Origin of the sequence: Flavobacterium sp. 28YEA47A (assembly GCF_041262125.1) — a bacterium.
In the GTDB taxonomy this organism is placed as follows: Bacteria; Bacteroidota; Bacteroidia; order Flavobacteriales; family Flavobacteriaceae; genus Flavobacterium.
In genome coordinates this window covers 12272-27746 of the sequence record NZ_JBGCCI010000015.1, presented here as the reverse complement: position 1 = coordinate 27746, position 15475 = coordinate 12272, and the positions used below count along the sequence as shown (strand labels likewise).

The window sequence follows — 15475 nt, the reverse complement described above, 5'->3', positions numbered from 1 at the left end:
GCTATTTAGGCATAGGCATTTTTGTCGTATCAGTAGGAACAGTAGCCGTGTCTGGTGTTGCAGGCGCAGTTGGTTCCACAACAGTTGTGGTATCTGGCATATCAGCATCGACATTGTTTTCTGTATTTTTTTCCTTGCATGAAGTCATAATACCTAACAGTACAACTGAAGCTACTAAAAATAATTTTCTCGCTAAACTTTTCATAATCCAATTTTTAAGGTTACTGAATCTCAAATTTCTTTCTTTTATCATGAAAATCTATTACACAATTAACAGAAAAAGTTATATGATGTGTTTAAAATGAGAAAGGACTGCTTTTTACGGCAGTCCTAACGCAATCAAGATTCCCCAAAAAAATCTACTTTTCAATGACGATAAAGTCGGAGCGCCTGTTGGCCAGGTGTTCGGCCTCGGTGCATTTCACACCGTTTTTACATTTATTTGTCAATCGGGTTTCACCATATCCGATGGCACTTATAATTCGTGACGGATCGATTCCTTTTGACAGGATATAAGTTTGTGTTGATTTCGCTCTTGCATCTGAGAGTTTCAAATTGTAGGCATCTTTTCCTCTCGAGTCTGTATGCGATTCAATCTTAATTTTGATGTTTGGGAATTTAGACATAGCAAAGACAACTTTGTCTAGCTCTATAGCGGCTTGCGGAGTTATATCGGATTTGTCATAATCAAAGAAGATAGGGTTGATGTCGATTTTTTCCTTGTCGCCGTCAATGATAATCAAATCCTCATATTTCGTCAATTCAAAATTCACATCTTTAATTTCGGCACCGTTGACTTTTTTGCTTTCAACTTCCTTTTCTTCCGTGCTATGGCCGGTTTTTGTGGCCGAAACTTTGACTTTCATGTCGCAAGGAACTGCCAGTTTGTAAATTCCGTCGGCATTGGAAGTCGTTTCAGCAATTTTATCACCAAACATATTCGAAATTTTTATGTTGGCATCACCAATAGGCGATTTGCTTTTTGAATTGATGACTTTTCCTGAAATAAGCTGATTGCAAGGTGCTTTTTCTTTCGTGAAATAGTAAATGTCATCGTCACCTTTTCCTTGCGAACGGTTGGAAGAAAAATAACCATAGGTGTCTTTAGGGTCTACGATATAGGCAAAATCATCATTGTTGCTGTTGATTGGCGCCCCTAAATTTCTAGGTTCTGAAAAAGTCTGGTCTTCTTTAAATCTACTTTCGTATATGTCCAGTCCGCCCCAACCAAAATGGCCGTCTGAAGCAAAGTAGAGCATACCGTTTGTAAAAGAAGGAAACATGTCATTGCCTGCTGTGTTTATATCCGGCCCCAGATTTTTTGGCGGCCCAATAGTTCCGTCATCAGCAATCTGGCAAACATATAAGTCTGATCCGCCATATCCTCCCGGCATGTCAGAAGCAAAGAAAAGCCATTTCCCGTCTTGGCTCAAGGCAGGATGTCCAACTGAATATTTTTTACTGTTGAAGAAAATATCCTGCGGTGAGGTTAATTTGCCATCGACAATTGTTCCTCTGACGATTTTAAAGTTGTTTGTACCTTCTTCGTCATTGACGAGCTTCCTTTTTCGAACAATATTCGTAGAATAATATACCGTTTTAAGGTCAGGAGAAAAAGCTATCGTAGCCTCATGGTACTTTGTCATTGCATTAGGCAGGAAAACCGTTTCATTGAAAAGACTTCCGGTAGCCGTGTTTCTTTCAGCTACATAAAGGTTCAAAAAAGGCTGTTTGTTCCAGTTATACAATTTGTCCTTGAATTTTGTGGTATCTCTGCTGGAAGAAAAGACAACCTTGTCACCGTAAAAAGCAGTTCCGAAATCAGATTTATCTGTATTGATTTCTAAATCTCTAATAGTATACAAAGGTTTTTCTTTTGACAAGCTGTCCATCTGCTTTTTTTGCCGATTATAGGCCGCAATTCTTTTCTGGTCGCCTTTTCCGGCAAGATATTCTTTGGTTATCTTATCTGCTTTTTCATAATCCAAAACACCTTTTAAAGATTCTACATATCGTAGAACATATTCGTCAGGCATACTGGTTCCTTGTATGTCATATAGTTTTTGATACCATTTTAGGGCATTTCGTTTATCGTCAATAAAATAGAAGGAATCGCCTGCATTTTTAAGTGCCTGTGTTGAGGGCGACTTTTCTTTGTCCAGATATTCTTCATAAGCTTTTGAAGCATCTACATAAGAAAATTCCTTGAAAAGCTTATTGGCCTTTTTTAATTTGCTTTGTCCGCTTACCGAAGCGATGCTAAGGCACAGGAGTAGTAGGAATATATTTTTCATGAGCTTATTTTTTAGAAGAATCGTTGTGATTTGATTTGACTTGTTTTTCTAGACAACTGGTAGCGTAAGATGATTTCATGGGAACCGTCATTGTATTTGTTAAGATCGGTTGTAGTGTAATCATAGGAATAGCCCACAAAAAAGTCTTTTGAAATCTGGAATCCAAGCAATGCGCTGACCGAATCATCCCAACGGTATCCGGCACCTATGGTGAATTTTTCCTGAATCAGGAAATTGGCCGAAAAGTCTACCGAAATAGGCGCTCCGCTGACACCTTTTGCCAAAACAGCTGGCTTGAATTTAAAATTGTCTGAAAAATTGAACACATAACCTCCTATCAAATAGTAATGAAGCCTTTCGATTTGTATGGATTCCTGTATATCATCATAGTAATCGCCTTTGATAAAGGTTGGAACCGAAGCACCAACATACCAATTGTCTGAATACAGATAAGCTCCGGCACCGATTGACGGTGTGATTTTATTATTGATATTGCTGTTTAGCAATACGTCAGAGCCATCATAAAATCTACCTTTAGACCAATCTACATTCAAGACTCTTGCGCCGGCTTTTATTCCTAAAGCCAGTTTAGTATTATAGCTAAACATGAGCGTATAAGAGAAGTTTCCATCAAAATAGATTTCGTTTGAAGGGCCAAGATTATCATTTACAGCCGTGAATCCCAGACCAATCTGATCGTTTGTCAACGGGCTGTGAAGTGTGAATGCCTGTGTAGAAGGAGCACCGTCTATTCCAACCCATTGCGAGCGATGCAACAGGACAGCTTCAAGCGTTCCTGTTGATCCCGCATAACCAGGGTTTATTGTCAGAGGATTATACATATACTGCGTATATCCTGGATCTTGTTGTGCATTTGTTTTTATCGAAATCAGGATAAAAAGAAACGCTAAGCTGATTTTGTATATAGTGATTTTCATACTCTTGCTGTTTTAAATTGAAATTATCCTTTGGAATTAGCGGATCAGATAGATCCATCCGCTTTTTGTTCCAGTACCATCGCCTAAATCAAGAATGTAGTAATACGTTCCTGTCGGAAGTTTTTTGTCTTCGTTGATAGGAGAGTTGACATTCGCAGTTCCGTCCCAAGTATTATGGTAGGCTCTGGTCTTATAGACTTCAACACCGTAGCGATTATGAATCTGCAACGTGTTGTTTGGATAATTCTCAATACAGTCAATTCGGAATAAATCGTTATCGCCGTCATTATTCGGACTGAACTCATTGTATACAACCAGACAGATAGGTTCGATAGAAATTGACGCAATGTTATTTTCTAAATTTGAATCTATCGGAATAGATGAGGTTATTGCTACTGTATTTATATAACTTCCTGTTGATAGTATCTTGACAGTAATCTGAAGCGTTGCCGTTTGTCCGGAAGCCAGTGTCGGGATAGTCCAGACACCTGATGAGTTGGAAAAAGTTCCGGTCGAAGCATTAGAGCTGACATATTGGAAGCCGCTTTGTAAAGGCTCACTGATTACAAGGTCTGTAAAATTACTTTGGCCGTTATTTTTTACAGTTATCATGAAGATGATATTTTCATCTATACTAGGCTTAAGATTGTTGGAAGTCTTGCTGATTGTGATATCGGAGCAGACATTGACAGCAATATCTCTAGTAGCAAAATTATCGCTTGAGCAGCCAATAGTGTTTGTAAACGTAACACTTACACTTCCTGTTCCTACAGTATTCCAGGTTACAGTAGCAAAGTTGTCTGATGTTTGTCCGCCGCCTGTAATTGTTCCACCAACTACATCCCAGATATAGTCTGTCATTCCGGCTGCAGTAGTATAGGTTACCGCTTCAGAAGAACAAGCCTGATTTCCACCTCCGGTAATCACTGCTAAACCATCTGTCAGGAATCGTACTGTAATAGCCAGTCTTGTTGCGCTTTGGCAGGTACCGTCACTTAAAGCAACATAGTATATTCCTGCTGTCAATGGAGTAGTCGTAGCCAGAGCAGTTCCTCCCGTAGGTGTATTGTAAAACACTACATTGGTTTCATTAACCTGAAGGTTTGCAATTGTAGGACCATCTGCCTGACAGAATTCCTGAACCGTATTACTTGTCGTTGGCGTGTTCGGGTTGTTTATAGTAACCGTAATGGCGAGCCTGTTGATGCTTTCGCAGACACCATCTGTAGCAGAGGCGTAATAAACACCATTTGTTAATGCTGTAGTCGGTGCTAAAGGAGTACCTCCGTTTGGAGCATTGTAGAAAATGATATTTGCACCATTTACCTGAATGTTGCTAACTGTTGGGTTATTTGATAAACAGAAACTTTGAGAAGCATTATTGGTTGTTGGAGTAGAAGGATTACCAATTGTTATGGTAATAGCCAGTCTTGCTTCGCTTTCACAAATTCCGTTGAAGAGAGAAGCATAATAAACTCCAGGAGTCAATACGCTGGTAATTGCAATACTATTGCCGCCAGTAGGAGCATCAAAAAATACGACTCCTGCTTCGTTAACCTGTATGTTGGCAACTGTTGGGTTGCTTGCCAGACAGAAGTTCTGAGTAGTGCTATTTGTGGTAGGTATTCCAACAACTGTTATGCTTACCGTAATTTGCAAACGTGTAACACTTTCACAGCCTGTTGCATCTCGCAAGCTAACATAATAGGTTCCGTTAGTCAAAGCTTCGGTTGGAGCCAGAGGCGTACCGCCAGTAGGTGAATTATAGAATACCACATTTGGCTCATTAACCTGAAGATTGGCTATTGTTGGGTTTTGTGCGCTACAAAATTCCTGTGTATCATCATTTGTAGTTGGCGTAGCAGGATTACTGATAGTAACTGTAATTGCAAGCCTGAAAGCACTTTCACAATCATCTATACGAAGTGCGGCATAGTAAATTCCGGCAACTAGTGGCGTTGTAGGATCAAGAAGGTTACCTCCTGTTGGAGCATCATAAAACACGACATTGGTTTCATTAACATCAAGATCAGCAACAGTAGGATTGTTTGCTTGACAGAAATTCTGGGTTGCAAATTTGGTTATAGGAGTATTCGGATTGGAAACTGTAACCGTAATGGCCAGACGTGTTTCGCTATGGCAGACACCATTTACCATTGAAGCATAGTAAATTCCGCTAGTCAATGCGGCTGTTGGAGCATATTGACTACCTCCGGTAGGAGCATTGTAGAAAATTACGTTTGATTCATTGACCTGTATGTTTGCAATAGTCGGATTGTCTTCCAGACAGAAGTCCTGTGTATTGTTGTTCGTTGTTGGCGTACCTACAACGGTAATATTTACCGTAATAGCCAGACGTGTTACGCTTTCGCAACCAGTTGGATCAACAAGGCTGGCATAATAAGTTCCGTTAGTCAAAGCCTCTGTTGGAGCCAAAGGCGTACCGCCATTTGGTGCGCTGTAGAATACCACATTAGTTTGGTTCACATCTAGATCAGCTACTGTAGGATTCTCGCCCTGACAGAAATTCTGTGTTGATGCAGCTGTTGTAGGTGTTCCAGGATCAGTAATGGTTACTGTAATTGCCAATCGCTCTTCGCTTTCACAAGTTCCGTCTAAGATGGAAGCATAATAAATTCCTGCTGTTAAAGGAGTTGTAGGAGGCAATAGGTTTCCGTTTACTTCGGCATCATAAAAGACAACATTTGATTCGTTGACTTGTATGGAAGCTATGGTTGGATTGTCAAGCTGACAGAAATTTTGGATAGGATTTGCCGTTGTTGGTGTTGGTGGATTTCCTATTGTAACCGTAATGGCTAGCCTAGTGTCGCTTTCGCAACTGCCATCAATCTGCGCAGCATAGTAAATTCCCGGAATAAGAGGAGTTGTTGCAAGAAGCGGAACACCGCCTATTGGCAAGTTATAAAATACGACATTGGCTTCATTAACTTGTAAGTCGGCAACAGTCGGATTGTTAGTGCTACAGAAGTTTTGTATCGGATTGCCTGTTGTAGGCGCAGGCGGATTTCCTACCGTTACCGTAACTGCTTTTAGATTGCCTGCCGTGTTTAAACAGGTTGTATTGCTGGTAATCGCAATATAATAGGTATAAGGACTACCGGCTGTTACAAGTCCGGTTATAGAAAGCGTGCCATTGGCTCCGAGCGCATAAGTAATGCCGCCAACTGTACTGTTAGTAATTGGCTGTGTCGTATCGTTTGTAAAATAATAAGTAAACTGTGGGCTGGCCAAAGTGCTTGTAGGAGCTAAGGTAACGGTGCTGTTAAGACAAACAGTCTTGTTGTCTATCGTTACGTCTCCGGCAGTTGAAGGAGGCAGGATAGTGAATGTAACCTGCGTTCTGTCTGCCAATGCAGTCTGACAATATTCATCAGAACTAACTCCAACAAAATAAGTATAAGTTCCCGGAGCAAGTCCTGTTAAAGCAAGACTGGAATTCGTTTGTGACGGAATCAAAGTTTGTGTAGTGCCATCTAGCTTATACCAGTAAAAAACCGGATTGGTGAGTGTCATGGTCGAATTCAAAACAGCATTAAGAACTACGTTTCCAGTAGCACTACAAAATGAAGTCGAGTTTCCTCCATTAATCTGAACGGAAGCGATGGCATTTTGAGGAGCAGTTTGAGTTACTAAAACGCTGACTTTTCCGCGTGCCATGAATTCACATCCAAATCGAACCGGCTGTATGTAATAAACGTGTGTTCCGGCCGAAAGATTATTCGGGAGGGTAAAGGAATTTCCGGTAGAAACAACATTTCCGCCAACCTTCGCATCATACCATATAAAGGAAGTACAGGCTATTGAATCTTCCTGTAGCCTGATTGTAGTTCCCTGACAGGCTTCGACAGCATTGTTTATATCACCGCCCAGTATTTTAGTATTGGCAACTCTTTCGATATTATGGATTCGCAACTGGTCTAACACATTAGCCACACCGCCAAAGCGGATTCTGATCCTGTCAAATGAATATTGAGGAACAACAGTAAGGATTGCGCCTTGGTCGCCCGGAAGCAACTGAAGGTTAAGTAATACACTTGCGCTGCCAATAACAGGTCCTGCCATAGCTTCATTTAAGACTGGCTGGATACTGATACCTGCCAGAAGATTCAAGTTTAATAGAGAGCCAGGTTTTGAGATTTTTATTTTTAAAGTATCACCTACCACAGAAGGTGTACGGAAAACAGTTGTGAGTTCTGCCGCGGCCAAAATTCCTACACTGCTAAGCATAGTGGCAAATGAAGTTTCGCTATTGTCAATAGCATTACGTGGAGTGGTTACACCGACTAAAGAAGTGGCAGCTCCAATTCCCAAATCAATCGCCCCATATAATACGTCTTCGATATCGCCGGTTTGACAGGCAACTTGAGTAACTGGAGTTTTATAATATGCTTCGTAAACTTTTGCACTTTGAGCAACACTAAGCAATGAAGTGATTTCAATTCTAACACCATCATAGGCTTGCGGGCCGGCATTATTTGTAGGAACGAACGTATATTCAAAATTGTTTTGACCAGACAATAGGTTTAATAACGATCCGGAAACAGGCTGAAGTGTTCCAACATCTACAGGTGTTCCTGCACCGTTTCTTTTTGTTCCTACAACTGAAAAACCACCTGCAAGAGTAAGTCCGCTATATTCAGAACCTAATTTTAAGGTTACAGGAGTTCCGGCAGAAATGGTTTCACTCCATTCTAAAATTTGAGAAGTTGTACCAATACCTAATAATCCGATTCCGGTTGTGATGGTAGAGAAAGTCTGGACATTTCCGTCAACGGCACTTCCTGCATTGATTACGCCTCCTGTTAGTATAGTATTCCAACGTTGTGAGTTGGCATATTTTCTTTCAGATAAAGGAGGACATTCGTTTGGATTCAATACTGTTATGGTAACAGAACCGCTTCTGGAGCAAATTCCATCAGATGCAATGGCAGTAAAAGTATAGAATCCTGCTGTTGCAAAAGGGCCGGCAACATTTGACGGAAGTGCTGTTCCGTTAGGAGCATACCAGATAATCGTTCCGGTAGAAACGGCGTCTAAAGTAACCGTATTTCCTATTTGAGTAACCAAAGCCGTATTGGTAATCGACAGGTTTGGCTGTGCATTTACAGTTACAGCAACCGGAAGTATGTCTGAAGAACAGGTAGCGTTGGCGCCCTGTGCTTGTATATAATATGTACCGCTCGTGGTTATGTTTGATGCTGCTTCTGCCGTAATAGGATTATTGGAGGCATCAAAGAATAGATAGGTAGTAGTAGGGTTGAGGTTTATGATGGCATTGGCAAGATTAACAGAGCCACATCCTGATATCGCTGACTGCACTTGTAAATTAAGTACGGAAGAAACATTTACCGTTACTTCTTTAAGGTTGTTGACGGTATTTTCACAAAGACCTCCTGATGTAAGGGATATAAAATAGGAATAAGGCGAATTGGCCTGACTTAATCCACTAATGGTTAGCGCTCCTGTAGCAGGGTTCTTTACATAAGTTACTCCTGCATGTCCGGTAAAACCAGAGGTAATTTCTTGCGTTTTATTCTGGTCTGTGTAGTATCGGATCAAGGCGCCGCCTATTGTGGTAGTTGGCGTAAGGACTATGTTTCCTTGGCAGGCAACAAGCGGGCTTTGGATATTGATATCGGCAGCTGTAGGCAGGTTGATTACCTTAACAGGAACAGCTACTCTTCGAGATTCTTCAGTACATCCTATTTTTGCGGCTGCCACATAAAATACAGTATCTGCGCTTAATTGTGTTGTCAGATAGGGTGCTCCTGAAGCAACTGTTCCTAAAATAGTCCCACCTGTAGCGGTATTATACCATCTGATTTCATTACCTGCTGCGGTTGTCGCAGTCAGTGAAGCGGAGCTTCCAGAGCATACAATAGCATTTAAGGTAGCCGGATCTGTGATAGTAGGCATTTTAGGAACGCGGACAATACCATAGAGATCAAGGCGCTGAGTTAACTGCAAATTGAGCAAGGAAGAGTAGCGAATAGTAATTCTATCGGCAGGTGCATTTGGGGCAAAAGGGATAGTAGCTACTTGGTTTCCTTGTAACAAGGTCAGCAGATCTAAGTTCAATAAAGAGCTTAAAGACTTCGAATCTACAATTGCAGGGCCGTTATACGCAATAATTTGGATATTGTTCGCGACACCTAAAGCTAATAAGGACGGATCGACTTTCATTCGGATATCGAACTCGTCAGTTGTTCGTGATAAGCCGTCAAAATAGACGGTTTGTTCAATAGATGCTGCTACACCTAAGACACCCAAACTCAATCGGGAAAAACTATTAGGGTCAGAATCTAATACATTTTTAGGATTGGTTACTCCAACTCCTCCAAGGTTCAACAGATCGAGGCTGATTCCGCTACCGCTATAAGATGTATAGGAACCATAACCACAATCGCCCTGATTTGAAATATAAAAGGCGTCAAAGACACCTAGCTGTTTTGTATTGAATAATCCTAAAAGACTTCCTATTCTATTTCTCAAACGGATTCTGTTGTAGGATTGCGCAGGAGTTATGGCAATAAAATAATCACCCGCTACGTCGGTCACGATTCGGAGCCTTTCAGTTGCAAATTCGCCAATGTCCTGGCTGTCACCTTGTAAGAGGACATCGTTTCCATTTTTAGCTTGAACCGTAAACTCTTGGTTTCCGATTAATACAGCTCCTAATACGTTTGAAAGCAGCCCTCCAAGACTTCCTCCCAATAAAGATGGAAGGAGATTTTCATCGGTCTGAATTTTAATGTAAGAAGTAGTATTGGCCGGTAAAGGGGCAGGATATTCAAGCTCAATATAGCCGGAATAAGCCCCAATACCTAATGCTAGTCCTGAACTTGCCCTTACATTAGCTTTAGTGGCAAGATTTCCGTCGACTGCATTGGCTGAGAGGTCGGTATTGCTTTCGCCCGAAATTGTGGTAGCATAAACTCTAGTGGATTGCGCACTGAGAGGATTATGGTAAAAAAGCAATAAGATAAGGATAGAGGAGTATAGAAAATAATACGCCCTTTGAAAAGTAAAATTAATTTTCATAAGCAATGCATTTAGTTAATAGATAGATTTGGGAACCTTTATTTTAACGGGAAATTAATAGTTTTTTTAGCCTTTTTCTTACATATGTATTGTAATTAGGTAATTATGAATAATTTATACTATGTTTTTAGTGGTATTTTTAGAAAAAGTATATATTTGTTTTTGAATTGTTATTAAATTAATAGTTCGCAAAAAACCCAAATTTCCAAAACCGCCCATCATAGATTCATTCTGTGATATGACTTTATGCTTGGTGTTTAAAAAATACCACGTACTTGTGAATATTTTTTAAAAAAATGCTTTATGAAATTGATTGTGCAGACAATTTCTAAAGTGGATTTTTTAACGGATTTCATAAATCTAATTTTATCCTTGGATAAAGTTACAACACATTTTGCGAATATGCAAGAAAATAAATCACAAAACGCGATTAGCGTTATTAGTAGATTGAAGAAAGCGCTGAAAATCAAGACAGATATCGAATTGTCTGAATTTTTGAACATTAAGCCGAATACCATTTCTACTTGGAAAAAAAGAGATAGTGTAGATTTCGATTCAATAATCACAATTTGCGAGCTTTATGAGCTTGATTTGAATGAAATATTCCTTAACAAGAAAAAAATAGGAACTTATACCAATCATACATCCCTGATTTCAAGGGAAGTACAGTTTCAGTATGCCAAAGGAAATGACAATGCTTCTTTGCTTGATATTCTTCCGAAATACAGCTTTCCTTTTATTATAGCTGATGATTCGAGAGTATTTCAAGTGGTAAGCAATAATATGTTTCCTGTAATAGATGAAAATTCATTCGTAATTTGCGAAAAGATTGACATCGACCAGATCGAAAATGATTCTATTATTGTTTTTGTAAGCGGTGAAAAAGGATTGTTTATCAATCGTGTGGCAAGAAGCACTTATGATGATGCTATTTTTGTACTGAGTAATGAGAATGATTTTTATAGCAGTACTAAATTGAATATTTCGGAAATTTCAGAAGCATGGGTTGTACGAGGCATTTTGTCGTATGACGTAAATAATGCGAATAAATTCAAATACATAAACGAAAGTATCAAAAAAATAAACAAGTTTCTTGACAATGCAAAAGTCAAGTAAATAGTGTTCTGTAAAATAAAAAGGATTCTTCACAATAGAAAATCCTTTTTATTTTTACATTTTGAGAACTATCGCATCTTATACAGGAAATAATAAATTTCTGTGTAATAAGATAAATCTACCTTATAATTGTGTAACATTTTTAGGAATAAATATAAATAATTTTGTTTTCATAATCATTGGGAACTGTGAAATTAGTTTGTTTCTTTTTGTTGCTTATCTGTTTCAAAGGTCTTTCACAGACTTTTGGAAAAACTTCTATTTCTATATATCCAGCTCCACTTAGCGAAAAGGATATGATATACTATAAATGGTATAACCATCCTGAAGAGGATAACATTTACATCATTAATTTCGAAAGAAATATTAATGGATTTACTACCGCTTTTAAAGAAGTAAGACGATTGCTGGCAGAGAATAATCTGAAATTTGAAGAAACAATCAGCAATATGTCATCTTTCCATCCCAGTCTGGATTCGGAGCATAGCTATGAAGAGCTGCATAGTTCCGTTAAAGACGAACAATCAAAAATCTTTATGACCTGGAATTCAGGAAAAGATTTCCTTACCCTTTTTTTAAAGCATGACATCTACATGCTAATCTTAGGCAATAAGGAAGAATAATGCGTATGCCAGTTCTTATTAGTACATCTTTTAATGACAGCACGGAGCAGAACCAAAATTTCAGCTATGCATTAGGCTAAGCCATTGTTTTGACTAACCCAACACCTAATATTTATCTGAATTATGGATTCAAACATGTATGTTTTTCTTGTTGATGATGATCAGGACGATCGCGAATTATTTGAAGAAGTGATAAAAGGAATTGATGATTCTATTCATTTGCAGATGTTCAAGAATGCTTTAGAATTGATGGATTATCTCAACAGAGATGACATCGTCTTGCCGCAGATTATATTTCTGGATCTGAACATGCCGCTTGTTTCGGGAACAGAGAGCCTGAAACTGATAAGATCCAATCCTCGTTTTATGGATATATCAATAGCCATCTATTCAACTTCTTCTTTAGAAAAAGATATTGAAGAAACTTTTGTCAACGGAGCCAATATTTACATCACAAAGCCAAATGATTTTCCAATACTGAAAAAGACCATAAAAAACGTCCTTAATATCAACTGGCACTACTTTGGATCGGGTATGGACAGGAAAAACTTTTTTTACAGTGTGTGATAAAAAAAAGAAATTGTTTTAAGTCTGTGAAAGAAGCATTTTTTGTTCAAAATAAGTTGTTAATGTGAAAAAGTGATGTTCTTTTTGCAATATCTTTGTAGTATCCAACAGCAACGTTATGAAAATAATTCTGTCATCTGCCGTATTTTTTGTGTGTACCATTAGTATGGCGCAGGATGTGGTTTTTATCAGTTCTATTTCAAAAACAGATAAAGGGAACGCCCGACAGGCTTCTGATAAAATCGCTTCGCTGACTACACTCTCGTATCGCTTTTATAAGATTATGGAGCAGGCATCGGATTCGACCTATACGATTATATATGCCCCGGCTTCTATTTCTGATGCCGACCTTGAAAGCAAGAGCGAATGGGACGAATGTTTGTATGTAGATTTTAAGTTGGAAAATAAAGAAGTTTCAAAAACTTTAAAATTTCAATCGATCAGAGGAAAATATCTGGATATATTTCCGGCATGGAAAAAATATTTCAAACAGAAAGCCCATATCGAATATACGATTACAGATCCAACCACCCGTGAAATAGTTGATTCAAATCATGGCTACCGCTTTATACTTAAGGAAGGTGAAAATGCCAAAATTCCGAGATGGAGCATTATCAACAAATCATAATTTTTTTCGCAATCTTTTAAATCCATTCCGAAGCGGAACGGAAATCGTCCGGAAAGTAGGTAAGATACTGTACCATTCTCGGATTTTTGCCATGATTGGCAGTTGCACAATGCGGTAATGTATTTTGCCAGATAATAAAATCACCGGCATTGCCCATAACCGGAACAGGAGTTAATGTCTCGAGTGCTTTTTCTCTGGGATTTTCATATGGCTGCAACTTTTCCAGCCATGAATTGATTTCGTTGTGGAATCCCGAAACACAATGAAAGGCACCGTCATCAGGACCGCAGTCGGTTAGATACAGAAGTCCCTGTAGCCCAAAAGGAATAGGTGTTTTCAGGCTCACGTCCCAATGAAGCGGACTGCCCATAAATTTAAAGTTTTCTGTTTCTGGTGGATTAAAACTGACCTTGTCAACCGTATGATAAATTTTATCGGTTTTATAAAGTTGTACATATGCCTTTCGGATTCGTTCGGAAAGCCTGTTTTTATTTAGGGTTTCGTGGTTTGAAAAGCTAACCATTAGTCCTTTTTGCTCTGCATGCCTGTTGTACCAGGTTTCTTTTTTTTCCGGATTCATTCCCAGGAAATTCCAGATGGCATTTTCCGTGGCTTTGCAATCTTCTTTTGAAATGGCTTTTTTTAGGACAATATATCCGTTTTTATTCCAAAATTCAAGGTCTTCTTGAGAGAGCACATCCTCTTGCTCAGTTTGAACCACTGCTGCTTTTTTATTGGCAATAACCCAGGATTTAAAGCCTTTAAAATCAGGTTTCTCAAAATAAAGAAATTGGAGTGCGTCTTCCATACTGATTCCCCATCGGTATAAGATTTCAATTTCCTTGTCCCAGGAACCGGTGTCAGTATTTATTCCGGTATTCGGCTCTGTTGTCCGTTTCCAAAGCTTTTCAAGATAAATCCAAGGCATATCTTTGAGATTAAGATTATTCTCAAAAGTAAAGAATAATCGTACACATAAATAAAAAAAATAAAAATTGAGGACTATTTAGAATTTTTATTTTCGCCACGGATTAAAATGATTTACACAGATTTAAGGAGTCTATATCCAATAAAGGAAGGCATAAAAAGAGTGTTGTTTAATGTTTTCTCTATCGAACTTTGCGGCTCTACGCCTTTGCGTGAAATAATGCTCGCAAAGGCGCAGAGCCGCAAAGTATTAATTAATTGACAGCGAGAATTAGAAAATGAAAATAAGAAAAATAACAAAGTGCTTACCATTCCTGATAAGCACTTTGTTTATTATAAAGTGATAAATATGGATGATCGGGTCTGGGGCAAAATGTTTTTGGTTTTATGGCCTTTTCCAGAAACATCTTCTACTAAAAGCACTTCACCGCTTTTAAAAAGACGCTTCTCACCAAGAGAAGTTTCTATTTCGATGATGCCATCCAAAAGCACTATATATTGCCTTGCCGGAGCATTGTGAAAATCATAATCATAACTTTCTGCTACTTTCCTAAAAGTTAGTGTCCCTGCTTTTTGAGCTTCTGATAAAAAACCGATGCTGCCGTTTTCATGCAACGGTATCAATACATTTTCAAATTGGCTATCGCCATTTTTATCCGAAAAAATCCGGGTTATGCTAAACGATTCCATTATACGAAATGTTTGTCCAGCCATTCAGCTGCAATCTGTATGTCCTGCTGCGTGAGATTATGGCTCGTGTTCAGTTCAAATGGAGCAGTTTCAAAACCCGCTTCTTTCAATAGGTTTATATAATTCTCCGTAGCTTTCGGGTCAACCGTAGGGTCGTTTTTCCCAGAGGTAAGGAGTATAGGAGTACTCTTTTGGTTTGGAAGCGGCAGTTTGTTTTTAAACGGCTGCATTGGTCGAAAAAGAATGGCGCCATCTAAGAAATCAGGTTCCATAAATAAAGTAGCTCCTGCAATATTAGCTCCGTTAGAATAGCCCAAAGCAATAATTTTAGATACATCGAAATTTTCCTTTTTTGAGGTTTCCCGTAAAAACGCAATCATTTCGCGTGTCCTGAACTCAAGGTCTTTTTCATCAAAAATTCCCATGCCAAGCCTTTTAAAAAAACGAGGCATTCCGTTTTCCAGAACATTGCCGCGAATGCTTAGGATGTTATAGTCTTTGCCCAGATTTTGAGCAATAGGCAATAGGTCTCTTTCGTCTCCGCCTGTTCCATGCAAAAGCAGTAATGTCCTGGCGTTTTGAGTTTGTGACGGTATATAAATATAATGCAAAGGTTGAAAGTCCATAATT

The 15475-nt window shown here is 38.9% G+C and carries 11 protein-coding genes; 4 read left to right on the top strand and 7 right to left on the bottom strand.

What is annotated here, in order from left to right:
- Nucleotide 1: 1 nt before the first annotated feature.
- The 4 genes from ABH942_RS16130 to ABH942_RS16115 form a co-directional block, all read right to left on the bottom strand.
- The gene (locus tag ABH942_RS16130) at nucleotides 2-205 is read right to left on the bottom strand and encodes a hypothetical protein (protein WP_370033779.1); all 204 of its coding nucleotides are present in this window, start codon (nucleotides 203-205) and stop codon (nucleotides 2-4) included.
- 154 nt (nucleotides 206-359) lie between these two features.
- Complete coding sequence (locus tag ABH942_RS16125; RefSeq protein ID WP_370033777.1) at nucleotides 360-2294, bottom strand: OmpA family protein; 1935 nt, start codon at nucleotides 2292-2294, stop codon at nucleotides 360-362.
- Between the two features lie 11 nt (nucleotides 2295-2305).
- Nucleotides 2306-3232, bottom strand: a complete 927-nt coding sequence (locus ABH942_RS16120; protein ID WP_370033775.1) for a type IX secretion system membrane protein PorP/SprF — start codon at nucleotides 3230-3232, stop codon at nucleotides 2306-2308.
- A gap of 36 nt (nucleotides 3233-3268) precedes the next feature.
- Entirely contained in the window at nucleotides 3269-10294 is a 7026-nt protein-coding gene (locus tag ABH942_RS16115) for a gliding motility-associated C-terminal domain-containing protein (protein WP_370033773.1), read from the bottom strand.
- Nucleotides 10295-10696: 402 nt separating this feature from the next.
- Between ABH942_RS16115 and ABH942_RS16110 the strand changes: the two genes are divergently transcribed.
- The 4 genes from ABH942_RS16110 (at nucleotide 10697) to ABH942_RS16095 (ending at nucleotide 13228) form a co-directional block, all read left to right on the top strand.
- Nucleotides 10697-11410: a helix-turn-helix domain-containing protein gene (locus ABH942_RS16110; protein WP_370033771.1), complete on the top strand. Its 714-nt coding sequence runs from the start codon at nucleotides 10697-10699 to the stop codon at nucleotides 11408-11410.
- A 188-nt stretch (nucleotides 11411-11598) separates the two neighbouring features.
- The gene (locus ABH942_RS16105; RefSeq protein WP_370033769.1) at nucleotides 11599-12033 is read left to right on the top strand and encodes a hypothetical protein; all 435 of its coding nucleotides are present in this window, start codon (nucleotides 11599-11601) and stop codon (nucleotides 12031-12033) included.
- A gap of 123 nt (nucleotides 12034-12156) precedes the next feature.
- A complete protein-coding gene (locus ABH942_RS16100) occupies nucleotides 12157-12600 on the top strand; it encodes a response regulator (RefSeq protein WP_370033767.1) in 444 nt (147 codons plus the stop codon).
- A gap of 118 nt (nucleotides 12601-12718) precedes the next feature.
- Entirely contained in the window at nucleotides 12719-13228 is a 510-nt protein-coding gene (locus ABH942_RS16095) for a hypothetical protein (protein WP_370033765.1), read from the top strand.
- A 16-nt stretch (nucleotides 13229-13244) separates the two neighbouring features.
- Here the strand turns inward: ABH942_RS16095 and ABH942_RS16090 are convergent, their stop codons facing one another.
- From ABH942_RS16090 to ABH942_RS16080, 3 genes are all read right to left on the bottom strand, one after another.
- Nucleotides 13245-14156, bottom strand: a complete 912-nt coding sequence (locus tag ABH942_RS16090; RefSeq protein WP_370033763.1) for a phytanoyl-CoA dioxygenase family protein — start codon at nucleotides 14154-14156, stop codon at nucleotides 13245-13247.
- Nucleotides 14157-14488: 332 nt separating this feature from the next.
- Nucleotides 14489-14845 carry a hypothetical protein gene (locus ABH942_RS16085; protein ID WP_370033761.1) on the bottom strand — a complete coding sequence of 119 codons (357 nt, stop codon included), beginning with the start codon at nucleotides 14843-14845 and terminating at the stop codon, nucleotides 14489-14491.
- Nucleotides 14845-15471 carry an alpha/beta hydrolase gene (locus ABH942_RS16080; protein ID WP_370033759.1) on the bottom strand — a complete coding sequence of 209 codons (627 nt, stop codon included), beginning with the start codon at nucleotides 15469-15471 and terminating at the stop codon, nucleotides 14845-14847. The genes ABH942_RS16085 and ABH942_RS16080 overlap by 1 nt, the downstream gene beginning before the upstream one ends.
- Nucleotides 15472-15475 lie beyond the last annotated feature (4 nt).